23 protein-coding genes are annotated in these 26,519 nt (G+C 48.0%); 12 read left to right on the top strand and 11 right to left on the bottom strand.

The genetic code is table 11. The annotated features are described in order from the left end of the window. Positions 1-88 precede the first annotated feature (88 nt). The 4 genes from VJ249_10590 to VJ249_10605 all read right to left on the bottom strand — a co-directional run bounded on the left by VJ249_10590 (position 89) and on the right by VJ249_10605 (position 6,767). Positions 89-1,477 (bottom strand): cohesin domain-containing protein, encoded by a 1,389-nt coding sequence (locus tag VJ249_10590; protein HKZ95006.1) that lies wholly within the window; start codon positions 1,475-1,477, stop codon positions 89-91. A gap of 157 nt (positions 1,478-1,634) precedes the next feature. After that, positions 1,635-2,927: an exo-alpha-sialidase gene (locus tag VJ249_10595; protein ID HKZ95007.1), complete on the bottom strand. Its 1,293-nt coding sequence runs from the start codon at positions 2,925-2,927 to the stop codon at positions 1,635-1,637. An 87-nt stretch (positions 2,928-3,014) separates the two neighbouring features. Further along, the gene (locus VJ249_10600) at positions 3,015-4,502 is read right to left on the bottom strand and encodes a cohesin domain-containing protein (GenBank protein ID HKZ95008.1); all 1,488 of its coding nucleotides are present in this window, start codon (positions 4,500-4,502) and stop codon (positions 3,015-3,017) included. Between the two features lie 15 nt (positions 4,503-4,517). Further along, complete coding sequence (locus VJ249_10605; GenBank protein HKZ95009.1) at positions 4,518-6,767, bottom strand: ABC transporter substrate-binding protein; 2,250 nt, start codon at positions 6,765-6,767, stop codon at positions 4,518-4,520. 211 nt (positions 6,768-6,978) lie between these two features. On the opposite strand from VJ249_10605, the gene VJ249_10610 reads away from it, so the two are divergent. Beyond that, complete coding sequence (locus VJ249_10610; protein ID HKZ95010.1) at positions 6,979-8,025, top strand: ABC transporter permease; 1,047 nt, start codon at positions 6,979-6,981, stop codon at positions 8,023-8,025. A 4-nt stretch (positions 8,026-8,029) separates the two neighbouring features. Then, complete coding sequence (locus VJ249_10615; GenBank protein HKZ95011.1) at positions 8,030-9,628, top strand: ABC transporter permease; 1,599 nt, start codon at positions 8,030-8,032, stop codon at positions 9,626-9,628. Here VJ249_10615 and VJ249_10620 read toward each other — a convergent pair. Beyond that, positions 9,625-10,005 carry a hypothetical protein gene (locus tag VJ249_10620; GenBank protein ID HKZ95012.1) on the bottom strand — a complete coding sequence of 127 codons (381 nt, stop codon included), beginning with the start codon at positions 10,003-10,005 and terminating at the stop codon, positions 9,625-9,627. The genes VJ249_10615 and VJ249_10620 overlap by 4 nt on opposite strands. 81 nt (positions 10,006-10,086) lie before the next feature. On the opposite strand from VJ249_10620, the gene VJ249_10625 reads away from it, so the two are divergent. The 5 genes from VJ249_10625 (at position 10,087) to VJ249_10645 (ending at position 13,974) form a co-directional block, all read left to right on the top strand. Next, positions 10,087-10,653 carry a hypothetical protein gene (locus VJ249_10625; protein HKZ95013.1) on the top strand — a complete coding sequence of 189 codons (567 nt, stop codon included), beginning with the start codon at positions 10,087-10,089 and terminating at the stop codon, positions 10,651-10,653. A gap of 157 nt (positions 10,654-10,810) precedes the next feature. Next, the gene (locus VJ249_10630) at positions 10,811-11,776 is read left to right on the top strand and encodes an ABC transporter ATP-binding protein (GenBank protein HKZ95014.1); all 966 of its coding nucleotides are present in this window, start codon (positions 10,811-10,813) and stop codon (positions 11,774-11,776) included. 13 nt (positions 11,777-11,789) lie between these two features. Continuing rightward, the gene (locus VJ249_10635; protein ID HKZ95015.1) at positions 11,790-12,818 is read left to right on the top strand and encodes an ABC transporter ATP-binding protein; all 1,029 of its coding nucleotides are present in this window, start codon (positions 11,790-11,792) and stop codon (positions 12,816-12,818) included. 131 nt (positions 12,819-12,949) lie between these two features. Then, on the top strand, positions 12,950-13,483 hold the full coding sequence (locus tag VJ249_10640; GenBank protein ID HKZ95016.1) for a hypothetical protein: 534 nt from the start codon (positions 12,950-12,952) through the stop codon (positions 13,481-13,483). A gap of 65 nt (positions 13,484-13,548) precedes the next feature. Next, positions 13,549-13,974 carry a hypothetical protein gene (locus tag VJ249_10645; protein HKZ95017.1) on the top strand — a complete coding sequence of 142 codons (426 nt, stop codon included), beginning with the start codon at positions 13,549-13,551 and terminating at the stop codon, positions 13,972-13,974. A gap of 279 nt (positions 13,975-14,253) precedes the next feature. On the opposite strand, the gene VJ249_10650 is transcribed toward VJ249_10645, so the two are convergent. The 3 genes from VJ249_10650 to VJ249_10660 form a co-directional block, all read right to left on the bottom strand. After that, positions 14,254-14,946, bottom strand: coding sequence for a hypothetical protein (locus tag VJ249_10650; GenBank protein ID HKZ95018.1), 693 nt, complete (start codon positions 14,944-14,946; stop codon positions 14,254-14,256). Between the two features lie 134 nt (positions 14,947-15,080). Then, on the bottom strand, positions 15,081-16,865 hold the full coding sequence (locus tag VJ249_10655; GenBank protein ID HKZ95019.1) for a S8 family serine peptidase: 1,785 nt from the start codon (positions 16,863-16,865) through the stop codon (positions 15,081-15,083). A 22-nt stretch (positions 16,866-16,887) separates the two neighbouring features. Next, on the bottom strand, positions 16,888-17,676 hold the full coding sequence (locus tag VJ249_10660; protein ID HKZ95020.1) for a hypothetical protein: 789 nt from the start codon (positions 17,674-17,676) through the stop codon (positions 16,888-16,890). Between the two features lie 238 nt (positions 17,677-17,914). Between VJ249_10660 and VJ249_10665 the strand changes: the two genes are divergently transcribed. The 5 genes from VJ249_10665 to VJ249_10685 all read left to right on the top strand — a co-directional run bounded on the left by VJ249_10665 (position 17,915) and on the right by VJ249_10685 (position 23,963). Further along, a complete protein-coding gene (locus VJ249_10665; GenBank protein ID HKZ95021.1) occupies positions 17,915-18,055 on the top strand; it encodes a hypothetical protein in 141 nt (46 codons plus the stop codon). A 5-nt stretch (positions 18,056-18,060) separates the two neighbouring features. After that, positions 18,061-18,300: a hypothetical protein gene (locus tag VJ249_10670; GenBank protein HKZ95022.1), complete on the top strand. Its 240-nt coding sequence runs from the start codon at positions 18,061-18,063 to the stop codon at positions 18,298-18,300. Positions 18,301-18,860: 560 nt separating this feature from the next. Continuing rightward, the gene (locus VJ249_10675) at positions 18,861-20,231 is read left to right on the top strand and encodes a S8 family serine peptidase (protein HKZ95023.1); all 1,371 of its coding nucleotides are present in this window, start codon (positions 18,861-18,863) and stop codon (positions 20,229-20,231) included. Positions 20,232-20,399: 168 nt separating this feature from the next. Continuing rightward, positions 20,400-22,256 (top strand): carboxypeptidase regulatory-like domain-containing protein, encoded by a 1,857-nt coding sequence (locus VJ249_10680; GenBank protein HKZ95024.1) that lies wholly within the window; start codon positions 20,400-20,402, stop codon positions 22,254-22,256. A gap of 66 nt (positions 22,257-22,322) precedes the next feature. Continuing rightward, complete coding sequence (locus VJ249_10685) at positions 22,323-23,963, top strand: DUF885 domain-containing protein (GenBank protein HKZ95025.1); 1,641 nt, start codon at positions 22,323-22,325, stop codon at positions 23,961-23,963. 1 nt (position 23,964) lies between these two features. On the opposite strand, the gene VJ249_10690 is transcribed toward VJ249_10685, so the two are convergent. From VJ249_10690 to fhcD, 3 genes are read right to left on the bottom strand one after another with little or no spacing between them, the layout of a single operon-like run. Further along, a complete protein-coding gene (locus tag VJ249_10690; protein ID HKZ95026.1) occupies positions 23,965-24,858 on the bottom strand; it encodes a fumarylacetoacetate hydrolase family protein in 894 nt (297 codons plus the stop codon). Continuing rightward, positions 24,855-25,478 (bottom strand): UbiX family flavin prenyltransferase, encoded by a 624-nt coding sequence (locus tag VJ249_10695; protein ID HKZ95027.1) that lies wholly within the window; start codon positions 25,476-25,478, stop codon positions 24,855-24,857. The genes VJ249_10690 and VJ249_10695 overlap by 4 nt, the downstream gene beginning before the upstream one ends. After that, entirely contained in the window at positions 25,456-26,397 is a 942-nt protein-coding gene (gene fhcD / locus VJ249_10700) for a formylmethanofuran--tetrahydromethanopterin N-formyltransferase (GenBank protein HKZ95028.1), read from the bottom strand. Before fhcD ends, VJ249_10695 begins: the two co-directional genes overlap by 23 nt. Positions 26,398-26,519: the final 122 nt, after the last annotated feature.

The raw sequence follows: 26,519 nt of genomic DNA on the forward strand, positions 1-26,519 counted from the left end.
TATTTGAACCTTTCCTCCAATAGACTTCTAGAAGAAGAATACGATTGCTACAAAAATCAAAAAGATAGAGAAGAGCGTAGACCTCGTCTTACTTTCTTCTTCTAAGGAAGAGAAATCCCACGACGGCAGCAACTACGACGACTGCCACTACTCCACCTATTAATAATAGGTTGAAGTCGATGCCTCCGCCGCCTGAAACAGTGACAGTGCCAATCGTACGAGTGTTATCCGCCTTGTTGACTTCGCCTGGAATCGTCTCCACAATCGTAGCTTTGATCGTGTACGTCCTAGGCTCAACGTTTGAAGTATCCCATTCGTAACTCAAAGTCTGCGTTGCTCCAGGAACAAGATTATTCACCGTAACGCTTCGAACGGACTGGCTGTCATAGTCAACTCTGACTGTGAAAGTCTCATTTTCCACTCCATTGTTCTTGACAACCACAGTAATGTCAACCTTCTGCCCCTTCGACACCGAATTAGAGGAAATCGACGAGTCAATAATCGATGCGTCACGCTGCGTATTAGTGAAAGAACTACTCTCAACCGCAGCCGGCGAAACCAAACCATCCTGCTTGTACAATCTGACATCGAACAGTTCAAGGTCTGTGCTGCCACGCGTCTCCGCGCTGAACGTAATCGTTGCCAAGGTGCCGTTCCCAGAGACACCTTCCGAAGGAGCACCAGTCAACGTTGCATTAACGTAAAGGGTGCCGCCACTCTGATCAACTGAACTCGTGAAACCCGTGATGCCTGCATCGCTGAGGAACGACTCTTCAACAACGCCTGTAGCATTCAACAGACTCGCGGTCCACCTCATTTTCAGAGTCCAATTGTAGACACCGACAACATTAACGGCGTTGATACTGACATTGAAGCTCTCACCCGGCACTATGCCTAACACTTCTGGAGGTTCAGCAACAACTTTCGGCAACGGATAAGCAAAATAACCGACTTCGCGAGAATGAGTGATTTCTCTTGGCGTGAATGGATCAAATTGAACAAGTATACTACTGTAAAGGTCGAGTGTGCCGACTCCTTCAGCTAACGCTTCGAATGTTATTCTAGCTAGGACACCGCTTTCTGAAGCAGACGTGGACAACTGGGGAGCGTAAAGTGCGTCCGCTACATAGACTGTGTCCGTAAAAGGCCAACCCTGGGAACCTGGATATTTAGGTACGAAAAAGCTCTGATACGCCCCGCTTGAATTGAGGAATGGCCCCTCTTTCACGCTAATGAAGTCCAGCAGACTCGTATTCCATTTCAGGTAGAACTCATAACCAACCATGTTCAAAACATCTGCAATCCTTATGTCCACTGTGAAAGCTTGACCAACTGCGGCTGAACTAACGTCTCCTTGCGTCAGCGGGTCATGAACATACAACAATGGGGCTAGAGCCGATTTGCCTATTTCAACGGGTGTTGAAATAAGCACAACCGAAACGGTCAACAACAAAACAAACAAGGCTTCTCTTTTCACAGGTTTCACCTTTCTACAAACTTTTCGGCACGTAAAGTTGGGTGCAGTATAGCGGGCAAAAGGAATTTAAGGCTTCTGCTTCTTCCAAATTCATGTTTGTGGCAACGGAATTCCATCATCAAAGGTACCAGAGCCTTCTCATTTCTGAAACTGGGAATCATGCAGTTCGACCAAAGTTCACCGCAGCAATACTCATGTCCAAAATATTAACTCTGTTGTCAAGATTCAGGTCGCACTCGGGATTCCATTCGTTCCACCCCGTTCCATGCGGCCAATTGTACGGGTCAGTTGCCAAAGCCATGGAAATTTTGCCCAAGTCGGAAATGTCAATAGCGCCGTTGTGATCTATATCACCTAAGACAGTGATGCGCTGATAGAGGTCTTCATTCGGGTTGCCGTTGGGATCGTCTCTAGTCGAAGTCCAAATGACCCATATGCCCTTGTCCTGAGTTTGCGTCGCTGTAGGTTGCCAATCATTCTCTTGATTAGTGGTAAACTGGAAGCTGCTAGACCACGTTGCGCCATTATCTGCAGAAGTCTTGTAATAGAGGTCATATGATGCCTGCGCTTGCTGCGTCTTGGAAGCCCAGAAAACCCAGATCGTTCCATCTCTCTCGACAAAAGCCGTCGGATCTATATTATATCTGTTGTCCGTCGTAAGCTGACCTAGATCCGACCATCCAGTTCCGTTGAATACTCTGTAAAAGATATGGAAGGTCGTTGTCATATTTTGACTCCAGAAAACCCATATCTTGCCATCTGCGGCTTGAACGATTGATGGCAATTGGTTTATGACATTGATGGTTGCAGTCAATTGATTCTCAGCTGACCAACCTGTACCGTTAAAAGTCTTGTAAAGAATTTGCTCTGTTGTGAGGTTCATCTGTCTCGACCAGACAACCCAGACTTTTCCATCACTTGTTTGCGCAGCAGCTGGATTTCCGTCTCTTCTTGTGTCATTTGTCACCTGCATTTCAGAGGTCCATGATGCACCATAGTTAGACGTCGTCCTGTAAAAAACCTCGTTGTTTCCTGTTCTGTCAGAAACCCAGAAAATCCAAACGGTGCCATCAGAAGTCTGAAGCAATGCCGGAGTTCTATTGTTCCTGCTCGGATTGTTAGTGAGCTGAGTTGCGTTAGTCCAGTATCCCTTGTAAACCTTGTAAAACACTTCAAACCGGTCAGGGTTTTCTGGCGGAAACTCGGATTGCCACGCAATCCAGACGTCTTTGTTTTGCGCGGAGATGATAGAAGCAAACTCGTCAAGCGGTGTAAAGTAAATAGTGATGTTTTTCCCGTTGTCATCTTCGTAAGTGAAGGTAGGGTCAACTGTGAGCAAAATCTCACCGGACCAAATAAGCGGAGCAGTAAACGCGTCTACAACTGACATGAACACGACATTTGCCAGAAGTAGGACAAGCATGAAGGATGTAAATTTCTTGTGGCTCATGTGGCTTTTTCGTCTCGTTCACTATTTCTATTTATCTATTTGCGGATAAACAAAAAAAAAGAAGGGAGATGATGTTGTGGATCGATTTTACGGCAGGATTTCGAATGACTTGAACGCAGTTCCTGTGGCACCAAAGCCGAAGGTAACTCCATTAACGCTGAAGTATCCCTTAGCTCTGACCATGTATGTTCCTGCTGGAAGGCCTGACGGAATTGTCCACGTTGCTTTCATTGTATCGACTGGAGTCTCTGTTGCTCCGAGCCATAGGGCGTCAGAGTACACGGTGTCAACAACGTTGCCTGCGGAATCGAGAATGTCAAACTGCACTCTTCCCCAGAAGAATGCGTGAATCATCCTAGCGAGTTCTAAGTATACTGACAGCGCATCGTATGGGAAGAAGTTTGTGCCTCCTCGGTTCTGAATCTTGCCTGCGAAAGTCATCGTGTCGCCATCTTTGGACAATGAATGCTTCGGACCTGGTACGCTGACCATTACGGTTTTGGCAGGTGACATCCTGAAGATTCTGATCCATGTGTGGTACGAAGCTACGTTGCCATCAGAGTCAGTGACCTCAAGAGCCAAGTCGTGCCAGCCAAGATGCGTTGGACCATAAAGCGTGTACATCGATGGAATCCCACCTGGGAACATATAACTCATGACAGGTCCGAACGGAAGTTCAGTGCCGGACTCATATCGTGAGTCATAAGTTGTCCCGCGGTACACGATTGTGTCTTGACCAGCGGCTCTAATGGTCCATCTGAAGGCGCTCGGGTTGAGTGTAGCTGGATTGCCACTTGCGTCTAGGTCGTAGCTTCCAGATCCATCGAAGGTTATCTCGTCGCCGTAGAACATTGTAGCGCCCTGAACATTGGCAACGCTTTCCGGAGTACCGTCAGCGTCATTCAAAGCTAACACTGGCACGAATTTCCAATAGTCTGGTAATGGACGATAGTCCCAGTCACCGTCAGGGTCTACTGCAATGTAATAGCCGTAGCCTGTAACATTCGCAGAACCTTGCGGTGGCAACTCCACAGCTATTGGTACCCGCCAAGTGAAGTCAATGAATGGGAATGGACTCCAGAAGTGTCCGCCGACAGCGTCTGTGAACATTTCATTGAAGTCAACGTCGTACAGTTTCGCTGTGAGGCTAAGATCTGTCTGACCGCCTGCAATGACCACAAAGTTGACTGTGGCGAGAACTCCACTGCCATCAGCCCAACTGTAGATTGTTATCAAGTCGCCAGCCGTTATTGATTCACCTGCTATGCCAATGGATTTGACGAAGAATGTCGGACCACCCATCGGTAAGAACGGACCCTCAACAACCGGCGTCAACGCGTTCAATCTGAGGATTCTCGGGTCCCAACTTAACGTAAACTCAAAAGCTCGCACGCCCTCAGCGTAATCAAGCTCGACGTCCACGCTAAAGCTGTCACCCGGGCTCCCGGGTCCAGACTCCGGAGGTGTAACAGAGACTATGTTGTCAGCGTATGCCTTCGGAACACTCATCATGGAAACCATCAGGGTTGCAATGAAGACCGCAGCAATTGACCAAATTCTAGTTTTTCCTCTCACAATATTCACCCCATCTTATCCTTGCTTTTTGTTATAGTTTGTGGCAGCTGTTGCAAGATCGATGACATTGACTGCATTGTCGCTGTTAACGTCGGCATCTGGGTTAAACTGGTTCTGTCCCGGACCCCATGGCATACCACTGGTAGATGGCATCGACGTGGCAATTTTGAACAAATCGGGTAGGTCAATCTTCTTGTCTGTTGTGTACCAATCCAACTGGTCGCCGTATCCGTTCTTGTAGTTGACGTTGCCAATCTGGTTGAAGGCCTTGTCAATGAATTCCGCGAAAGTGAATTGGGAATGTCCAGGCCATTCTATAGTCGAATACATTTGTGACCACGCTGACAAAGCAACGTTGTTGCCAACAGAGTATGACACAAAGCTGAAGATCCATGAGCCGTCTTCTGATAGGTCGTTCTTAGTGGGATCACCAGCGGCTAGGCTAGTCCATGGGTGATACGCTCTTATTTGGCTTGCATCGGCATATGTGCCAGGCAGGTAGACTCCATTCGTATCGTCTGGAATGAAGCCCGTGTAGCCTGCTGGTGTTCCAACACCGATCGCATCATCCCATAAGTCCTTGTTTATCACCGGCATGAAACCCACCCAGTGAACCGCGAATGCACTTGCGACATTGAAGAAGACTCTGATGGTGTTTCCCTGAATCTCAATCTTGTTGACATCCATCGCGACGGGGAAGTTCCATGCGTTGCCCGCACCAGCAGCCCTAACAGCTAAGACGCTGTACGCGAAATCGGCTGGTTTGACAGGCGATCCATCGTGGAACTTGGCGTCGGTTCGCATCGTGAACTCGACGACGGTGTTGCCCACCCAACCAGGATAGCTGTTCGTTGAACTCCAGCTTGTCGCCAAAGTACCCACTTCGTTAGGCAGGTTGTACGGGTTTCGGGCGATCATGGTGTCGTATATCAGGCTAAGCACGTTCCAATCCCAAAGCCACTCCGAAGTCATCACTTGCAACGCTGAAATGTCACTCTTGAAGCCCCACACAATTGTGTCAGCCGGGCCATTTCTACTGTTTCCTACTCCGTCGGTCCAGTTCATCTGCTGGAACGACCAGCTCTGGTCGGTTCCAAAACCTGCATAGTTGACTGGACCATCCCAGCCAGTTCTGTAACCTTTGACACTTTTTGAAGCCCATAGATCAATGACTGGTATGTATTTGTTTGCAACCCATTGCGCTTGAATCGCAGCATTTCGCAACTCAGCACCTAACGTCAATGGATACTTGACTCTCTCGGCATAGTCGTCGAATTCTGCGTTCTTGAAGCCGGGATAATTGTTCGCCCAACTGTACTGACCCATACTTGAGTGGAGGAAGTCAAAGATGAAGTCTGGATCTGCGGTCATGCTCCACCCGCCTGTGTAGAAGTTATAGTCGTAGAGGACCATAACTTGGTTGAAGGCAGTTGACCTTTCAGCAATACGCTTGTCAAGGCCTATAGCACCCGTTGATGCTGCTTCGGGAATTCCAACAACAACCATTTCATTGTAAAGGTCTTCTCCAGCTTGCCTTCGGTTCGGGTCGTCAAGTCTGATCCAGAATTTCATGTTTGGCAGTTCTTCCCAAGTTGATCCGCCGTCGCCACTCCATTCTCGCTTGGTGTCACCGTCCCAATCACGGAAGCCTCCAGCCTCAAGCTCAGCAATCGCGGCAGCACGATCATACGGGTAAGTGTATCCACCTGCACCCGCATCAGCCACCGCAGTTGCATTAGTCAATGTTGAATAGTCTGTGAAGCCTTCCAGCGCTGGAACAGGCACAATCGTCTGCATGACGTAACCGTAGCCACCCATGAACGTGGTTGTGTACTTGTCTTTGTTTGTCAGATGAGCCAACGCGCGCCTGAAGTGCAAGGCTGCAATGTCACGTTGTCCCGCTGGGTTGAAGAACTGATTCTTTGCGCCAGCGCGGGGTGACGTGATTGGTCCAGTAGGCCATAGCTGGTTGTTTATGTCAAACTCCATCTTGCCGATTTCAGCAACCTCGTTCATCGTGATGGTTGGATCAGTCGCATGAGCAGTTATGAATGTGTTGCTCAGGGGCCAGTCGTTCATGTCGATGTCTCCAGTAGCTAAGGCAAGCTCTTCTTGATCAGGGGCATTGAATATCCTGATCAGCATGTTGCCTGTTACGGGACCTGGGGGACCTCCAGCTGTAGCTTTCGGGATTATACCCAGTGCCATTGTTGCTAACGTAGCAAACGCCAGAAACAAAGCTAATGATTTAATAGTCTGGTTCATGAATTTTTCTTTCTCCTTTCTCCTTTTTCGGCAATACAGACATGGACCTCAGATAAATTTAAGGCTTTTTACTAGTCCAATTATAGAAGAGACTTACAGAAAACAGCAACAGCAGGCGAAAAAAAGGCTACACGAAACTTTAAAATACCTCGCCCACGGACACATCACTCTCCACAGAAAACCGAGTCTCAAGAGTGAAAGGTGAAGAAAGGTGGGACTTCGAGGCTTCATAGTTAAAAGAACTCTGTTCTCTGTTTTCCTCGTCTTCTTCGTCCTCACGCTGAATTTCATAATATTCCAGCTAATGCCAGGAAACCCCATCGAAGTCTTCGCAGGATCAAACAGAATCAGGAACGAAGAGATGCGAAATGAGATTATAGCAAGATTCGGCCTAGACAAAAGTGTCACCGAAAGATTTGGACTGTACATCCTAAATATGCTCACTTTCAGATTTGGCGCCTCCTACCGCACAGGCGACTACATAATAAACGAAGTTGGAGACCGCCTATTCAACACACTTCTCTTAATGGGAACCTCAGAAATCCTAGCAATCGTACTAGGCATTACGCTTGGAGTGATAGCAGCACAAAAACGCGGGGGAATCTTCGACAACGTGTCCGTTCTCGGCTCATTAACGACGTATTCACTTCCCTCCTTCTGGATAGGCATGGTTCTCCTACTAGTGTTTTATTTCAACCTTCGCTGGTTCCCAAACGCCAACACATACCCACCAGCTTGGGCTATAGAATTTCAGTCAACCGGAGGATTTCCTCCAAAAATTATTTTGGGCAGCCTCATGGGCGTTCAAATTGCCTTACCGAGTCTAATAGAGATTCAAGGGCGACTGCTGCACCTTTTCCTTCCAGCTCTTACTCTTACGGTGTTCAGCTACGGCGGATATCTGCTTCTGACAAGGGCTACAATGCTCGAGACACTCTCAGAAGATTACATTCTGACCGCAAAGGCAAAGGGTCTGAAAGAAAGAACCGTCTTGTTCAAACACGCGTTGAAAAACGCCTCACTGCCACTGATCACAAGTGTGGCTCTCACGTTTGGTTTCATATTGAGCGGGGCAATAATAACGGAGCAAGTGTTCACGTATCCTGGAATAGGACAATGGACTTGGCAGGCGATCTCATATAGCGACTATCCAGCCCTTCAAACAATCTTCTATCTAATAGCTTTGTGCGTGATCGCAGCCAACTTTGTAGCAGATGTCCTGTACGGTATCGTTGATCCCCGGATCAAATATGGGTGACAGGATGACCGTCACGAGGCCAACTTACCGATCCAGATTCGTATTCACAGCTAAGAGATTCAGAAACTTTCTCAAAGTCTTCGGCCGAAGCAGACGAGGAATGTTCGGCATAGCAATACTGGTTTTCTTTGCATTTTTGGCGGTGGGCGCGCCACTCTTGACACCCAACGACCCAACATTTGACAACTTCGTGTCCAGCGACTACGCCCAGCCTATATGGTTCAAATATATGCCTAGCGGCCAAAACGTAGCCGAAGACATCTACCCAGTAAAGGACCCACACTTCCTATTAGCTGACTCACTCACCGGCAGCAATCCTGACTGGAACCTCACGGTTGAGACGGCTTATCCTTCTCTGAGCAGCATCACACTAAAACACTCAGACCTGGGAAGGCCCATTGAATTCGGCGGATCAGGCCCAGGATCAGCAGAAATATCATTCCACCGGGCAAGATCAAGAGCACCCGCAGGAACAGTCTATGTAGTCTTGACAAACAACTTCGATTATCGATATGGATCACCACCAGAAAGATTCAGTGCCGACGTGACCGTGCTGGTCAACGGGGCTGAGGAAGTAAACGTCGAAACCAGACTCTTCATCGCCAACGCAAGCGGCAGCCCACTTCGCGTGGGAAACGTAACCTTGGACAGATTCTACCTCTGGACATCGCCAAAAATAACAAACACAACAGGCCACTGGATAACACCCACCAGCAGCGTTGACTCGTATGAATCGCGCATGGTTGAAAGAGTTCAAAAGATCACTGGAATAATAGGACTGAAAGCGGCAAAAGCAGTTTTCCCAATTCCCGGAGAATACCAGTACGGTTTTGAAGTAATATTCACGGACCAAAATTCCGGGACAGTGGACAGAGACATATCGGTGAACGTCGACGACTTAGGCTTCAGGCTCTACGGAAACGCCTACGGTGTTCTCGGCACCGACCAACGTGGAAGAGATCTGTTCTCACAATTAGTCTACGGAGCGCGCATCTCACTTTTTGTCGGAATTTTTTCAGCTGTCTTATCTGTATTCATTGGTTTGTTCGTGGGCTTGATCGCTGGATACCTAGGTAGAGTAATAGACGAAATCTTAATGCGATTCACAGACGCACTCCTTGTTCTCCCCGGGCTGCCACTCCTACTAGTCTTGATCGCCGTGCTGGGACCTTCACTTTGGAACCTAATCATGGTCATAGGCGTCCTAGGATGGATGGGTTTCGCAAGAATGGTTAGGTCTCAGACTCTCAGCTTAAGAGAAAGACCATTCGTGGAGGCAGCTAAAGCAGTAGGAGCCGGCAAATGGCATATAATATCCAGACATGTGCTGCCAAACGTAATGAACCTAGTCTATGTTTCACTTGCCTTAAACGTTCCAAGCGCCATACTGTCAGAGGCAGCCCTAAGCTGGCTGGGACTATTTGATCCGAATCAAGCATCTTGGGGAAGAACACTTTACGACGCGCAGCAATACCAAGGCGGCCAGTATTGGTGGTGGATTGTTCCCCCGGGAGTGTCAATTGCCTTAGTGTCTCTGTCTTTCATACTGATCGGATATGCGCTTGACGAGATACTGAATCCGAAACTGAGACAGAGACGTTAACGAAGGTTCAGCCTTTCTCCTACAAAACTGCCGAGTAGGCCTCCGAAAAGAATAACAACGATGGAGATCGGGAAGATGGCTCGGAAAATCATCACAACCGCCGTGACGCCTAAGGCCTCTCCTGCAACAGCCAAGTTTAGGATGACGGGAAGGTTCAAGCAAACATAAATGATGGCGAGGGACGACGTAATGGCCACAACGCAACTAATAATCAACCTTTCCAAATCCGCCAACACAGCGCCCACAATTGCACTTCCAAAGAACAAAAGAACAAAATCTGACTCGGCTAGCGAGGCCCTCACATACAAAGCAGGCGAGATGATGGATGAGAGCACGACAGCCCAGCCAACTGTCGCGGCTAGGTCTCTGAGTTCCACTCTGAACATCACGATCAAAGCGAAGGATGAGAAAATAGGCTAATATAGCTTGCCTTGACAAATCGGTGAAAGAACTTGAGCATGTCAAAGCGGCAAACGGCGAAGATTCTCCTACTAGCCGTGACAGTCCTTTCATCGATCTCGCTAGCTGACGCCACCACAAAATATCTGGGATTCTTCAACGCTTTAGCCAACCTGAAACTGGAATTAACCGGCCTCAGATTTAGCACAACACAAGACGATTTGGAAGTCATTGTGACATTGAAGGTGAAAAATCCAACAGACTACGGAGACCTGATGCTAAATGGTATGACTGGAACAGTCTACTTTGAAGGAGAAAACCACACTATCGTGATTTCACCAGGAGGACCACGCTCCGGAACACCTTACCAAGAAATCGTGACAAATCTCTGGCAACTACCCGACGGCTACGTCTCCCCGATCCAACCATTACGAGTGTCACCATACTCAACCAATCGCTTTTCAATGAACATCGTTGCCCATGACGAAACAGCGCGGAGCTTCAATGAATATTACGAAAAGCCAAGCACGCAAGGAAACATGCGGTGGCACCTCAACTTTCGAGTCTCGCTTACAACCCCAACCTTTCTGAAAACAATGGAGCTACAATACCAGTTCACTCGCTAAGGAAACGTGGCCAAAATATCAGAAGACTCGACAAGAATTCAGCGCAAAAATGCAAGATTAGATGAGCTTCTTCATTCAAAAAAGCCTTATATTATCCATCCAGCTTATCACTCAACCTCTCCTAGGAACACCCGGAGAGATTGGAAGGCATTGGAAGATGCCGCTGTTAGATGTGCAGGATTTAAAAACATATTACACAACGCTCAGAGGCCCAGTGAAAGCCGTTGAGGGCATCAGCTTCCAAGTGGAAAAGGGAGAAGCTTTAGGCCTCGCAGGCGAGTCAGGGTGCGGCAAAACCACAGTTGCACTGTCCCTTCTAAGGTTGCTTCCAGGCGCTGGCAGAATAATTGAAGGCAAAGTACTCTTTGACAACACCGACATCGTGACGCTCCCTGAAGACGATATGAGAAAGAACGTGAGATGGAAGAGGATGGCAATCGTTTTTCAAGGCGCAATGAACGCCTTGAACCCAGTCTTCAAAGTTGGAGAACAAATAATCGAAGCCATTGTAACACATGAACCCGAAGTTTCCAGAAAAGAGGCTGAGGAAAGAACTCGAAAACTCCTAGAAATGGTTGGCATAGGGCCTGCAAGAGGAAGCAACTATCCCCACGAGTTCAGCGGCGGAATGAGACAGCGGGCACTGATTGCCATGTCGATTGCGTGCAACCCCGACCTCTTAATAGGAGACGAGCCGGGAACCGCGTTGGACGTTATCGTGCAGGCGCAGGTTCTTAGACTATTACGAGAGCTCAAGACGAAACTCAACCTCGCTATGATATTAATCACCCATGATTTGTCCATTATTGCTGAAACATGTGAAAAAGCAGCGATCATGTATGCCGGTGGGATTGCAGAATACGGAAACGTTGTCGGCATTTTCAAAGAGCCCTTGCACCCGTACACGCAGGGTTTGATGGCAGCTTTCCCAAGCATTAAGGCTGCAAGGACAAAGATGAAATCGATTCCTGGACAGCCGCCAGACCTGTTGAATCCTCCGTCGGGTTGTAGATTCCATCCAAGATGCCCATACGCCATGGAAGTATGCAGGATGAAGATGCCAGAATTGGAGAAGATAAGTGAAGGTCACTATGCGGCTTGTTATCTCGTGACAAAGACTTAGGAAAAGAACTGCTATGGCGCAAGATGTCGTTGTGAAAGTAGAAAATCTGGTGAAGTGGTTCCCGGTCAAAATGGGACTCTTCTCATCCATCTTTTCGAGGAGTCAGCTCCATGTTCGTGCGGTAGATGACATAAGCTTCGATGTTAGAAGAGGCGAGATCTTTGGTTTGGCAGGTGAGAGCGGCAGCGGAAAGACAACCACAGGGAGACTTATGCTGCGACTGATTGATCCAACAAGCGGAAAAATAGTGTTCCATGGAAAAAATATAACGACTCTGTCAGACTCTGAGTTGAAGCCTCTTCGCCAAAAAATGCAGATCGTTTTTCAGGATCCTTATGAATCCTTGAACCCGAGAATGACAATCAACGACATTTTATCTGAACCACTCCAAGTCCAAGGACTAGGTCATGATGAGAAACAGGTGGAAGAGAAAGTCTACAAAACCCTCGAAGACGTTGATCTAATTCCTCCTGAAGAATTCGTTTTCAGGTATCCACACGAATTAAGTGGTGGACAACGCCAGAGAGTTGCAACTGGAAGAGCATTCGTTCTGAATCCCGAGTTTATTGTCGCAGACGAACCCGTGTCAATGCTTGACGTTTCCATCCGAGCAGACATCTTGAACCTGATGTCCACATTGGTCGAGAAAACAGGCGCCTCTTTCGTATACATTACCCATGACTTGGCTTTGGCTAGACACATGTGTGACAGAATTGCAGTGATGTATCTGGGGAAGATAATGGAAAAGGGACCGACGGACAAACTGGTTTATGAACCCATGCATCCCTACACCCGAGCACTAATCTCAGCTGTACCTGTTCCAGATCCCCTTGTCAAGCGCAGCGACATAGTGATAAAAGGCGAGATTCCCAGCCCGGTGAATCCACCCTCAGGCTGCAGATTCCACACAAGATGTCCAATCGCCGAGTTTCCGATCTGCAAAGAAAAAGAGCCTGCTCTCAATGATTATGGGGATGGACACTATGCCGCGTGCAACTTGATCGGAACAGCAAAATGGAAAGAGTTCGCCCCCACTGCGTAAGGGAGACTCTAGAAATCATGGTCCATTTCTTGACCTTCCGAACTAAAACAAATCAGCACGTCTGATTGGAGATCCTGAAAGAATAATCCCTTTAAGGTCGAGTATGAAATATTTTCGATGGAGGCTAGATCATGAGGATTAAGCTGCTTGGCATAGGCTTGATCCTATTGTTTTTTGGACTTGCCCTTTCTGCGATTTCTAGGAATGCAGTTACTAGGGAGGATGAAAATCTTGAGAAAATCGCGGAAGGATATAGAGATGTGCCTGAGGTGTCGAATGTTAGCTTGACTCAAGGTGAGAAGTTTGTCGCAAAATACTATGGGGGAGGTTCCTATGTCGATCCAAACGAAGTAATAGTCAATGTTTTCGATCCTTACCACAATCTGACTGCAGGCATATCATATGGTACACAGTTCCAAAATGGAATCTCGGCAAACTATACAGGGCTGTACACGGTTCAAGTAGGTGCCCCGGGGCTACTTGACCCAAGGTCTCCTCTCCAGATAGTGATATTCAGAATGGTGGTAACGTCTCGAATTGAGTATCCCAATTTGAACCTGCTTCCGTACGCATTCGCGTCGATTTTGGTCGGAGTAAGCGTATGCACTTTTAGCATAGTTTCCCGGCGCAAACCCACACGAAGCACTAGAAGAACGGCAAAGTAGGTCGACCATCCAAAAAGATATTTAAACACTGTTCGTCTTCCTTTCGCTTTAGGATCGCAGCAATATTGTCACAGCACGAAGAAGATCTTGAGGCGCTTTATTCAAGAATGCAACTTCGATATCGTGTACTGGTAAGGCTGCTGATGTGGCTTCCCGTTCCAAGGATACCCTTTATCATTGTCAGAAAGCTTCCTCTTATTGAAGGAATCTTGCACGGGATAGTGGTGCCCGTTTTTGTGTTCCTTGTGGGCCTCTTCATTTATTGGCTGATTCCCACAATGACGCTTGTCTTTGGATTCCCTCTCAACATTATTATAACATTGACGGTTCTAGGACTATTTCTTGCCCTCTTTGCCAGAATTGAACTTGAAAGATCAATACGATGGTGGAGAGGCGCATTTGGCTCACCGACTCAAGGTGACCCCTCGAAGGCTTTGGAAGAACTGGTGGAGCTGTTCAAAAAACAGCAAAATAGAAAGGCGCCTCGTTAATTTGAGTCTTAATTAACTGTTTATTAGCGAGGTAAGTCATTTCATTTCTTGGTGGAGTGTCAACGTCTTTTGGCTCAACGCCCTCTGAGATCACGAAGGCCTCGACCTAGACCTTTCAATAATGCTGAGTGCAGAAGTTGTACAATGAAGGGCAGTTTTTACTGCTGGCGTCAATGCCCATACAACACTTGGCGAAGGCAACGCTATGAATGAGATTGATGGCAGGAAGCGGTCGTCGGCATCTCTTATGGTTATTGAATGAGCCACAGCTAGCTGAAATCAATCCAGTTTGTCGGACATCTGTCCAGTAGGCGCTTTTTTCTTGAATGGACGTTTCTTCCATATGACGATGATAATCAGGGCTAGTGGGATAGCGATTACCACAATTGGTAGCCAGGGGTAGCTCTTGAGGAAATCGAACGGTGGGGGGCTCCATAAAGGTATATCTACGTTTGTCTTCGAGATGTTATGTTCTCTTTCAGCGCCTAAGACATCTGAGTCGGCATCATACCATTGGATAAGTTGTCTGATAACAATGCCGGTTGATTTGCTGACGAGAAGAGTTGTTTCTTCTCTCAAAGAGAAATCAATGAGTCTTGTATGCTTAAGTTCAAAGGCTTCTATGAATCCTAAGGTTGTGTTCAAGACAGGTTGACCTGAAACTTGGAACGTGGTTCTCCCGAGTTTGATGCTCTTGACTGTGCCTAAAACTGTTGCGTTGACTATGATATGTTGGTTGTAGAGTCTATAACTTCCATTAGAAGAACCGACTGTCATCAAGAAGTTTAGAGGCGGCTCCCCAACCGGCGACCCAACCTCGGGGTCGCCTCTCGAGCCAGAGTATGCTCCCTCCACCGAAGTCTGATAGGCTGTAACGTTTAGGACTATGCTGGTGTCTTCGAAAGCTTCTATCCTCCAATTAATCTTTGAATGAACCCCGCCGATGCTGTACAAGTATGATTCGTGCCTCATGTCGAACTCCACAAACGCACCAACGCTCATCCAGCCAGAGCCTACAAGAGAAGGTGAACAAAGTAGTAGAGTCAACAAAACGGAAGCAGATATCAGTACGGACCCCATGTATTTGATGGGCTTGACTCTATTGCTTATCCGGATATCCATATCCATGGGCCTACAGCCCACTGGTAGTTAGGCTCAATTCTCGGATAGTCGGCCTTGTAGTACAATGATATGTCAGTATCATAGACAGTTTCGCTGTTCAACTCGCTATCAGGATCATGCGTAAACGGGTTACCTCGGAGAATCCATTCCCACGGGTGATCGTTGTAGGTAGGGTCCAGGTAGAGTTGTGGTGAACTAACCATTGTATTCTTAACAATTAGCCCCATGTAGTAGACTTTTGTTTCGCTGTAAATTGTGGCTCCATTCCAAGAGTACGTTACATAATTGTTTGTTGATGTTATCAGTTTGGCGTCTAGAAACTGAAGTAGCGCAAACTGATGGCGTCTGCTCCCAGTGTTCTTAACGAACCAGATTGGTTCAATCGTTAGACTCCAGCTCTTAACCGAATGCATTATTTTCAATTCCATGTCCTCTATTCTCATTTCGCCAATTATTAGCCAATAGTCTCGATCGCCATCATTGATGTACAACGGCCTTGGTCCTCGCTCAAAGTACCTTTTTTCCAGAAAATATCTCTTGTGATCAACCCAAACATATGAAGAACTTATCTGACCGAACAACATGTCCGGAACATATTGCACCTGACCGGTCTGGTTGTTCACTATTGTCTTATTGAACAACACGGAAAATAACGAAAAGCCGCCAATGGAATTAACGCCGAAAACAACGGTTTTCACCGTGTAGCCCCAAGAATAATGTTCGATTTTCTCCAAAGACCTCCACGCAAAGGGATCCCAGCTCAAGTTCATGTCGATTGAGTTTGGAGCCTGAGCCTGCAAAGTTGCTGCGTAGGCATCGACGATTCCCCACCCCCGGGCATTAATCGAACGACCTCTCAAATCATTATTCAGATAAGCAGTTTGTCTCAGTGCAGCCTTAACCTGCAGAGGTCTAAGGTTGGGGTTTGCTTCAAGCATCAGCGCAACGGTACCGCTTACATGAGGTGTTACCATGCTGGTCCCATCACCTGATCCCCACGCTGCGTTGGGCAAAGTAGACCAAATGTCAACGCCTGGCGCAACAAGATCAGGCTTCGGCCTTCCGCCTGAAGCAGGACCCCTGCTGCTAAATTGTGGCAGTACTGACTGATCCCTGTCAGCATTACCTTGATCATCAACAGCGCCCACTGTTATAACGTTGAAGGCAACCCCTGGATCCCTGATTTGCTCTGATTCATCAAATTGGCCCTCATTACCCGCTATTGCTACGAATACCACTCCGGCGTCAACGAGTTCGTCAGCGGCCCGACTCCAAAGACTCGTCCCACCAACCTCGTAATTGAACGTGTTATAGGGCTCGCCTGCGGAGAGGCTTGCAACCCTTATGTTAAAGACATCCCTATTCCGGTAAACCCACTGAGTACCTTGGAAATACCAGTCGTAAAACCACCATCCAACCGCATTCAATATCTTGACACTTGAAATATCCGCGGCAGGAGAAACGCCGATGAAAGTAGCGTCCTGGCTCGCAACAATGCCTGTAACGTGTGTTCCATGGCCGTTAAAGTCTCCTACGCCTTCTCCGGTGAAGTCTACTTGCGAGACTATTCTCCCAGTGAGGGCAGGATGGAAAGCATCTACACCAGTATCCAAAACCGCTACCCCTACGCCTCGACCACGAATGTTCAGATCGTTTCTAACCATGTCAGATCTAATCACACTATTGCTGATGTCTAATGCTTTCACCGATGGCGGTAGCACAAAGAACGTGGCGAGGAAAAGCAGCAGAAGAAATTTGGGCGAAGGCAAAACCATTTCACCATTCCTCCGACTAGGCTAAAGCATAGCTCGCCCAATTTGGAAGTAATGCGTTTACCGGAAGCCATGATAGCTCCGAAAGAAGCCCGAGACTTGGCGGGATATCGGCAAATATCACCTGTAGTGATTCCATTTTGATGTCTTTATATGCTAGGCCATGTTTATTCAAAGCAACAATAACACTTTGACTCGAAGCATCAGAAGGTGTGTCAAACAAGACTCTAATCTTCGCCAAAGGCTGTTCAATCGATGCTCTATATGTGAGAGCCCAGAGAACCGGATCAACCCTTCGAATTGCACGCACAGGGTAGTACTTGAGGACTTCTTCCATACTTTTTCTATTACTGCGCAAGTCTCGCACATAGTCACTTTCCGCTTGGGAAAGCGGGTAGAAATCGAATATCTCTTCTGGAATCGTGTATAAATCAACTTTATTCACGCCTGCGATTGACACTGCCTGTTCGATGTCCTTGGACAATAGGTCCACGGCGCACCATATGACTTCCCGCTTTTCGTTAGATGTGGTAAAAGGAGGTTGAACACCTCTTGCACCCAGTATCAAAGCAGGGGGTTTAGTTAGACCCGTGACTTCGTGATACATTGTTGCGTTGAAATCTATCCATACTTTGATCTTCTGATCTGGAGTGGCAGAAGCAAGCATGCTGCGTAATCCGTTTGAGATTATGGGATTTCCCTCAGGAACTGGGTCCGCGGCAGTTCGAAACTGCCAAGCCATGACAGATATAGAGACGAGCAAAATGGCAAACAAGAAAGAAAGAGCCGCTTTTGTTTTAGATTTCATCGCATTACTCAGCAAAGAGAATATTGCACAACATCAATTTAAGATTTGCGCCTCAATAAACAAGCGTAAACACCGACATATGAACGAGGAACAAATCCTTAAATCCAAGAACACTCTGAAACATTCGCCACATTTTCACTTTCACTCTAGTCCCTCACCGACATACCTTGCTTCTTGGTCACAGAATTTATATCATCTTGATGCGGTTGGGGCACTCAATGAGAGGGTGACATCGAAAATGGCCGACTCATGCAAGAGCCCGTGGAACGGCAAATGCAGCAGCACAAATATCGAAGTCTACATTCAGTACAAAGACCAAGTGTTACCTATCTGCCGTCACTGCTGGGGCGAAATAGCTGAAAAAGACATTGAATGGTGAAACACATGCACACAATCGACCTAAACGTGGCGCGTTCACACATTGGACGCAAAGTGAACCTTCACCTAAGAGATGGCTCAGTCATAGTAAACGTGCTCATCACAAAAGCGGCACGCAGCCTTCACAGCTTCGAACCAGATCGAAATGTCTTGCACTTCGCTGCCTCGATCAGAGCAAAAGCCAGCAGAATTCCTTTAACGGAGATCGAGTGGATGGAACCTTTAGGCAATTACCCCTTTTCTTAACTCTCGCTTACTTGATCCTTCTCTTAAGAGCGATTTTCTCCCACGCTTACTCTTTCCGTACGCATCTGATCTTAATAGTTTTCACTCTTTCGACATCCCTTTGGGTTGGACTTTGACTCTAAACAAAATGTGAAAAAAGAACACACAAAGCAAGAAGTCGATAGTGGACCTCCACGTTGCTTCGAACCACATTTGAGTGTTAGCAGGATTTTGCGTAGACTTGGCGGTCGATCTTCGTGCGGAAGTCATGCCTTTGTGGAGGCCCGTCCCCAACATGGTGCGCCTTTTAATAAAAGGCTTGTTAAGAATCTGAAATATATCCGTCTAATATACGAGACCATTATTCCATCTGGCTGTTCACGCCCTCAGCCCGGAATCACTAGGCAACGCAGGCCACTTTGCGCTAGGGTTCACATGAAAGTGAGTAAAAACCTGTGGCGAAAAGCCACTATCAAAACGATATACAGAGGCATAGAAGATTGTTCCACAAATTTTTATAGCGTAGTAAGCATCACTAGTTATCGCTTAAAACTTGTAGGAGAAAGGAGAGACAAACCATCATGAGAGAAAACAAACTGTTTGCCCAAATAACAATAGCACTACTGACAATAGCCATTTTCACTGCGTTGCCATTGGTGAAAGCACCCTCCATAGTTTCAGTTGGAGACGTTGAAGCCATCCCATTGCCTCCAGACCTTACAATGAACCAAGCATACCCTCCAGGTCAGACATTCACTGATTTTGTGGGCGGAATGGTTGCCTTTGATCAAGATATGATTGACATAGACCAGCTTGCTCACCCGAACAGCAAATGGTATGGCAGAGGCGTTGTGGTCGCGGTTTTGGACACAGGCATGTTGCCCATTTGGAACTACTTCTTCCCAAGAAACCGCATAGTCACTGAACTCGGCATAGGATTTGTGCAAGACCTTGACACGGGCGTTATCACAACGGTTCCATGGGACGACGCCGTCAGCGGACACGGAACCCATGTAGCAAGCACTATAATTGGTTACAACTACCGCGGAATGCCAGTCACAGGGGTAGCGCCGTTAGCCAAGATAATACCCGTCAAAGTCCTGTCATTCTACGACTACACTCGCCAGACAGCTTGGGGCACATCTGGGATGGTTGCCGCAGGCATCGACTACGTCACATCATTAGTCACTTCAGGCATGTTTGAGCCCGGAAAAGTCATAATTAACATGAGCCTTGGCGCAAGTGCACCGTCATCTGACATCGAAACCTCCATCAACAATGCAATCGCCGCCGGAGTGATCGTGGTTGCATCTGCAGGCAACCGAGGAGCTTCTGGCATGGGTTGGCCAGGCGGATTCCCCCAAGTGATCTCCGCGGCTTCATCTGCTTGGACCGGACAATGGTGGCCTATAGTAGGCGGCAGAGAAAACCGGGCATTCTGGGTCAACGACGTACCTGAAGATCTAATGACACCCGCACCAGCCTCAATCCTCTATGGCACATGGGCAGGCACCCAAGCATACATGTCCTCATTCAGCAGTCGTGCGCTTGCAGGACAAGATTTGGACGTAGCCGCGTCGGGCGGCTGGGTTGTTGGACCATATTGGACACCCGCATGGGGACCCTTGCCGTCAGACCCGAGCCTAGCATACGCCTACGTAAGCGGAACCAGCATGTCATCACCACACGTTGCAGGCGCAGCAGCACTGCTAGCTGAGAAAAAGGGCGCAAAACTCACACAAAGCCAAATGGAAGCCGTCCTAGAAAGCACAGCTTGGAAAGCTCCAGTAACATTCGCTAACAGCGCCGGATTCCCACCCGCAACAATGCCATACATGGCTATATTCGTCAGCGTCGGACCAACAGGCTACTACTGGACACAATGGGCTAACGACGCAGTTGGCAGCGGACTACTCCAAGTCGACGCTGCCGTCGCAGCAGTCGGTGGATAAGGTCAACAAGCTCGCCATATACTCTCTCCCCTTTTTTTGTTCTTGCTATGTCTTGTGCCATCTGACTGAAGGCGGACCAAGCTGCTGAAAACTGAACACTCCATAGTCAAGTACCGATCATCGTGTTGCTTGTTAATCCTGTTTCTAGTCTGTTCATTCACCGCATCTTTGCCGCTCGCATATGGTCAGTCCACAGGAACAATCAAAGGCAAAGTCAAAAACCTGAAAATTGGCACAGGTATCGAAAACGCCCAAGTGGAATGCAGTGGACCATCGCATGGATCCACAGCCACCGATGCTTATGGTAACTACACCATCACGGGATTGGCTCCAGGACCTTACACAATAGCGATTACCGCATTAGGCTACGTCCAAAAAACACATTCAACATTCATCTATCCAACCATGAATACGCCGCCGGACTTCATGCTCAACATGCTTTCAATAAGAGGCAGAGTGCATGATGCAGCATCGCCCAGCACTGGCATAGCAGAAGCGAACATAACCATCGGAGAAGAAATTCGCCTCACCAACTCAACTGGACACTACGAATGGCTCGATCTGTCAAATGGAACCTACACGCTAATGGTTTCTGCGCCGGGTTACGCGAGCCAAACCCAGCAAGTCACTGTAAGCACAGGAAACACTCAGTTAGCAGATTTCGCGTCAGCCTCTGTTCCTGCAGGACGAATTTCTGGAACAGTCACCGATGACGCCACCAGAGACCCAGTGAATCAAGCAACAGTTAGAGTACGCCGAGGCTCATGGGAAAGAGAAGCAACAACAGATCTAAATGGACAGTATTCCATAGAAAACGTTCCCGCTTGGGCTTCTTGGACTGTTGACGCCTACAAGGTTGGATATGTCGCTCAGTCCACAACAGCTTCTGTCCAGTCTGGAGCAACAACTAGTCTGAATTTCGCGCTTGTGCCCTTTGGGAGAATCACGGGAACGGTGAGAGATCAAACGACAAACCAACCCATTGATCAGGCTCTTGTAAAGGCAGACTCGGAATTTCTCAACACAACCGACGCCAATGGCTACTACACTATTTTTGCGTTAGCTGGAACTTATACTGTCACGGCTTCAGCGCCTGGATACTCCAGTAGCTCCCAAGGCAACATTAGGGTCAGAGCTGGGGGAACAGAAACGGTGAACTTCCTGCTGCAATCTGTCCCGCCAGGCAATATAGTTGGAAATGTCACAGATGCCACCACAGGCAGTCCCATAGTCGGCGCCACGGTCACAGCTGACGTTGGTTATTCCAACATCACCGATTCAGACGGTCGTTATACTCTCTCAAATTTACCTGCCTGGACTTACACTGTTAATGTCTCTGCCACAGGGTTCATAGGCGACACAATATTGAGAAGCGTACCATCCAGTGGTTCGATTACAGCTGATTTCCAGCTCGCTCCTTTCACCAGAATTCGCTTGGAACCATACGTGAACTTCGGAAATCCTGGGCAGTCATTCAATGTTAACCTAGACGTTGCAGACGCAAGATTCGTGCACAGCTGGGATGCATATCTTTGGTGGAACCCAGCTCTCTTTGACGTGTCAACTGCCAGTGAAGGAGACTTTCTTAAGGGCGAGTTTGGAAATCGGACAACACAGTTCAGTTACGAAACTTATCCAAATGAAGGTGTAATCCGCATGCGTGGTTGGTCTTCGTTGGCAACACTTGACAGCGGTGTTAGCGGCAGTGGAACTCTGGCACTTCTGACACTTCAGGTTAAGGCCAAGGGGGCGTGCACCATTGATGTCACAAACGCATTGCTGTATGATCCCGGCGCGATGCCAAGCTTCCCAAATGCAATGGAAGACGCTGTCTTCAGGACGCTGCAAGGCGATGTCAACAACGATGGGACTGTTGACAAGCCTGATCTTGATGTTGTAGTGGGCCTGTACGGTTCTAAATTCGGAGATCCCAGCTGGAACGCAAGCGCTGATGTCAACAGTGATCATGTTATTGATGTTTTTGATGAGCATCGGGTTGGCAGGGACTACGGCCAGTCAATCTAAGCTCAAGTGTGAAAAGACAAATAAGCCAACCCTCGGCATAGCTGTGCAAACTCAAGGTGAAGAAAGATGAGTGAAGATCAGAAATTTGAGAAACTCAACATGGAAATGTTCACGAAGTTCATGGAGGAAAACCCCACCTACGCCACGTTCTTGGGGCTGCATGATCCATACGACTGGCTTATGTCGGATGGAAGCAGCAAGAACATATTCAAGAGCTTAAAGATCGCCGAAGAATGGATCGGCAAAATGAAAAGGACAGTGAACTATGAAAAACTCAGCGCGGACCACAAAATCGACTGGAAAGTCATCGAGCAGATGTATGAAAAGTTCAAGTTTCAAATTTACGAGCAACGCGTTTGGGAGACAAATCCAGACGCTTTCGACGAAGTCGGCGGCGTCTTCTTCATCATGTTAACACGAAACTATGCGCCAATGGAAAAACGAGTTGATGCAATGGTGGCCAGAATGGAAAAACTCCCCAAATTCCTAGAAGAGTTCAGAACACGCTTTGATAAATCAAAACCCGTGAAACTCTGGACTGAAATTGCCATTGAGAGTTGTCAGCAGATTCCTGGCCTTTTTCAGTTTCTTGTGGCAGCAACTAAAGGTGCCATATCCGACGAGCTTCACAGCCGATTAACAAAAGCCGTGGCTGACCTTCAGAAGCCCATCAAAGATCACCAAGAGTGGTTGAACTCTCTACTGCCAAAGACACAGGCTGAATGGGCTTTGGGCAAGGAGAAGTTTGACAAATGGCTAAAACTGCGCGGCTTGGGCATGACAGCTGACGAAATCTACAAGTTGGGCACGAGGTTCCTTGAAGAACTCAAACAGGAGCGGGACAAGCTGGCAAAGCAGATTGCGCCTGGAAAAAGCGTCAAAGAAGTCATGGAAGTAATCGAAGCAAACGCGCCTAAAACCTTTGAAGAAGCTCTGAAGGCCACGAAAGTAACAATGGAGAAATCAAGAGATTTCATAATCAAGAGCGACCTTGCCACCGTTTACCCGGACGACAAGCTTCACGTTGAGGAAACCCCTGCGTTCATGGCTCCAATCATACCCTTTGCAGCGTTGATCCCGCCGGCCAAGTTTGACAAACGCCAAGAGGGAATTTACATCGTGACGCGTCCAAGGGATATCAAGAATTTGGGTAAACACTTGAACTACGCAAGCATTTCGGGCACGGCGGTGCATGAAGGCTTTCCTGGGCATTTCCTTCAAGGCGCTATGTCCAACCGAGGTTCACTGGTGCGCTTGTTTGCAGGAGGAAACGAAGTCATCGAGGGCTGGGCTCACTACTGCGAAGAGATGATGACTGAGCATGGTTTCATTAAGGGTTTGGAAAGCCGTTTCATGATGGTCAATGATGGAATTTGGCGTGCGGTAAGAATAATCGTGGATATCAAGTTGTCGCGCGGAGAGATGGCTTTCGACGAGGCAGTTGACATGCTTATGAAGGAAGCTGGTATGTCGAAGGAGGCGGCTGTGGCTGAGGTCAGACGTTATACCATGACCCCAGGATATCCGCTCTCATATCTGATTGGCAAGCATCTGATTTTGCAGTTGCGCGCGGACATCATGAAGAGAATGGGCAAGAAATTCAGTGAAAGGTTCTTCCACGACACTATGACGGCCAACGGTGAACTTCCCATCGCTTTGCTGCGGGAAGTGTTCGACATAAGGCTGGCTGAGCTGGGGATCGGATAGCTTAGCTAGCTTTCACCACTCTATTTCTTAGGGTTCCGACGTTCTCGATTTCTATCTCAACTAGGTCGCCTGATTTTAGGAACCTTGGCTTTGGCTTCATTGCGAATCCTACGCCAGCGGGCGTGCCTGTTGCTATCATATCGCATGGTTCTAGCGTCATGATGAGGCTCAGTTTGTGCACTATCTGGGTGACGCTGAAGACCATGTTGCGAGTTGATGAGTCTTGTCGCACTTCGCCGTTTACACGAGTTCGGATCCGCAGATTGTCCGGATCGCCTATCTGGTCGGCTGTGGTCACGCACGGTCCGGTTGGCGCAAAAGTGTCGCAGCCTTTTCCGCGTGTCCACTGTTTGTCCTTAAACTGGATGTCTCTCGCTGAGACGTCATTGAAGCATGTGTAGCCGAAGATGTGTTGTTTCGTGTCTTTGAGGCTGATGTTTTTGCCCCTCTTGCCAATGATTATCGCAAGTTCTCCCTCATAGTCCAACTTCTCCACGAAGTTTGGCTTAACTATGGTGTCGTTTGGTCCGATGATTGCAGTTCGAGGTTTCATGAAGATGACCAAGTCGTCAGGGAGAGCTGCATTTTGTTCCGCAATGTGATCTCGATAGTTTAAGCCGAGACAGACTATTTTAGGTGGAGTCACAAAAGGCGCGAGCAGTCTTGCTCTGTCTAAGCCCAGAGTTGCCTTTCTCTTGTTCTGCCCACTGGCTTCACGTATAAGATGCTCAACATCAGCTAGACCTTCTTCGCTGCAAATTGTGAGTTCCTCAAGACTTGATGGCACTGGATGTTTCATTGTCTCCGACAAAACTCGAAGGTCGAGAATTCGGTCTTTGGCAACTTGAACACCGTAGGATTCTGAGTTGATTACAGCAAAACGAGTCAGTTTCAAGTTGGAGCCTTGCCTCGGGTCTTCATGCCAGAATAACGTCTAAACAACTTATGCTCAATGCTAAAGCAGTCCAGAACTCTGCCGACAACAAAGTCAACCATATCACTGATATCTTTGGGATCGTGGTAGAAGGCAGGCATGGCGGGAACGACGAAAACTCCCAACTTCGCAGCTGTTAACATGTTGCGCAGGTGAACCACGTTCAAAGGAGTTTCGCGTGGCACAACGACTAATCGTCTTTTTTCCTTCAATGTCACGTCCGCAGCCCTTAGAATGAGGTTGTCGGCGAATCCGTGTGTGATACCCGCTAGGGTTTTCATTGAGCATGGAATTATGACCATGCCGTCAGTTTTGAATGAGCCACTCATCAACGGTGCGGTCAAGTCATCTACGTCGTATGCGCGGTTTGCTAGCTTCTCAATGTCTTTTCTGCCCACTTCAAGTTCGTGTTCGATTACTTTTTCAGCTGCTTTGCTCACGATCAGATGTGTTTCCACTTTCTTCTCTTTCAGCACCTCGAGCAGACGTTTGCCGTAGACAACGCCGCTGGCACCAGAAATAGCAACAACTAGGCGCAAACTCTCTGTGGCACGCACCTTAAACGGCTGTCTGCAGACCAAGAGCTTCTTTCAAATCCGCCCTGCACTGACCAAGTTTTCCTCCGTAGTTGCCCGCGGAGATTCTTAAGACGCCTGGAACCTTAACTGCCGCCTGAATGCCTACAGCCATTGCTCGCTTAATCGAGTCCAAGCTCAAGCCGTCGATTACAATCTCGTACACGCTGTTGATGTTGTCAGGCACCTGGGAGTCCGGCACGAGCTTTTTCAGTTTGGGGCAGAACTGGTGAAAAGTTGAGGCTTTTAGCTTGTATTTCAGTGAGCCAGCTTTTGAGCCTGAGCGGCAAACGCCGCCGGGGAAAGGCAGGATTACTTTCTCGTTCAATTGGCTTATGGCCTTCACAGCTTCTTCAGCCGCGTGTAGACCTGCTTTTTGGCTTTCAGTCATGACTAGGAAGTTTCCGCCTCCGATAGCATTGATGGCTCCAAAACGGTCTTCGACGATGAACTCGCCTTCCATTACTGGAATGCGCCACACTAGGCGCTCAAACATGGTGTCTCTCTTTTGAAAGCCGTCGCCGAAATATCGGAGGCTACGACCTACTTTCATTCTTCTCTTAGACTCTGGCAACGCGTCAAACGCAGCGGTTGTTGGACACGTCATGACGCATTGACCGATTCGCAGGATCATCTGGGATTTCAGGTCGAGTCTGTTGCGGTGGTAGATTTGTATGATGACTCCGGTTCTTCCGTCTGGCGTTTTGTCTGGAGTCGCTGTGCTCTCGATTCCTGCTTCCGCAGGCGACATGATGATCGAGGTTCCGAAGCCTGTGGCAGTTCGAGCTGCGGTTAAAGCCCATTTTTCGTTTTCAGCCGTGATTAAGACTCGCCCAGCCCACATGGGAAACATTTCGGCAAAAGTATCCACAACCTCGACGAATGTATCGGGTCCTGTTGGATATTTGATGGTTTGTGGCTGCATTTTCCTATATCCTTACTTTAGGTTGTTTCTCGTGGTCCTGGTCAGGGTCCTGAGAGCGTGCCTTCAATAAGGTTTCAGTGTCTTTAAGAGTTTCGCTGCTAGGAAAAACCTGCTCTGCGCAT

Source organism: Candidatus Bathyarchaeia archaeon, assembly GCA_035283685.1.
Taxonomy (GTDB): Archaea; Thermoproteota; Bathyarchaeia; order Bathyarchaeales; family Bathyarchaeaceae; genus DATETJ01.

Excerpts from the sequence above, each read along its gene's own strand:
- VJ249_10640 (HKZ95016.1), top strand. The coding sequence starts at position 12,950 with ATGAGGATTAAGCTGCTTGGCATAGGCTTGATCCTATTGTTTTTTGGA.
- VJ249_10675 (HKZ95023.1), top strand. The coding sequence starts at position 18,861 with ATGAGAGAAAACAAACTGTTTGCCCAAATAACAATAGCACTACTGACA.
- VJ249_10615 (HKZ95011.1), top strand. The coding sequence starts at position 8,030 with ATGACCGTCACGAGGCCAACTTACCGATCCAGATTCGTATTCACAGCT.
- VJ249_10605 (HKZ95009.1), bottom strand. The coding sequence starts at position 6,767 with ATGAACCAGACTATTAAATCATTAGCTTTGTTTCTGGCGTTTGCTACG.
- VJ249_10665 (HKZ95021.1), top strand. The coding sequence starts at position 17,915 with ATGGCCGACTCATGCAAGAGCCCGTGGAACGGCAAATGCAGCAGCACA.
- VJ249_10660 (HKZ95020.1), bottom strand. The coding sequence starts at position 17,676 with ATGAAATCTAAAACAAAAGCGGCTCTTTCTTTCTTGTTTGCCATTTTG.
- VJ249_10635 (HKZ95015.1), top strand. The coding sequence starts at position 11,790 with ATGGCGCAAGATGTCGTTGTGAAAGTAGAAAATCTGGTGAAGTGGTTC.
- VJ249_10630 (HKZ95014.1), top strand. The coding sequence starts at position 10,811 with ATGCCGCTGTTAGATGTGCAGGATTTAAAAACATATTACACAACGCTC.
- VJ249_10670 (HKZ95022.1), top strand. The coding sequence starts at position 18,061 with ATGCACACAATCGACCTAAACGTGGCGCGTTCACACATTGGACGCAAA.
- fhcD (HKZ95028.1), bottom strand. The coding sequence starts at position 26,397 with ATGCAGCCACAAACCATCAAATATCCAACAGGACCCGATACATTCGTC.
- VJ249_10595 (HKZ95007.1), bottom strand. The coding sequence starts at position 2,927 with ATGAGCCACAAGAAATTTACATCCTTCATGCTTGTCCTACTTCTGGCA.
- VJ249_10625 (HKZ95013.1), top strand. The coding sequence starts at position 10,087 with ATGTCAAAGCGGCAAACGGCGAAGATTCTCCTACTAGCCGTGACAGTC.
- VJ249_10685 (HKZ95025.1), top strand. The coding sequence starts at position 22,323 with ATGAGTGAAGATCAGAAATTTGAGAAACTCAACATGGAAATGTTCACG.
- VJ249_10650 (HKZ95018.1), bottom strand. The coding sequence starts at position 14,946 with ATGAGGCACGAATCATACTTGTACAGCATCGGCGGGGTTCATTCAAAG.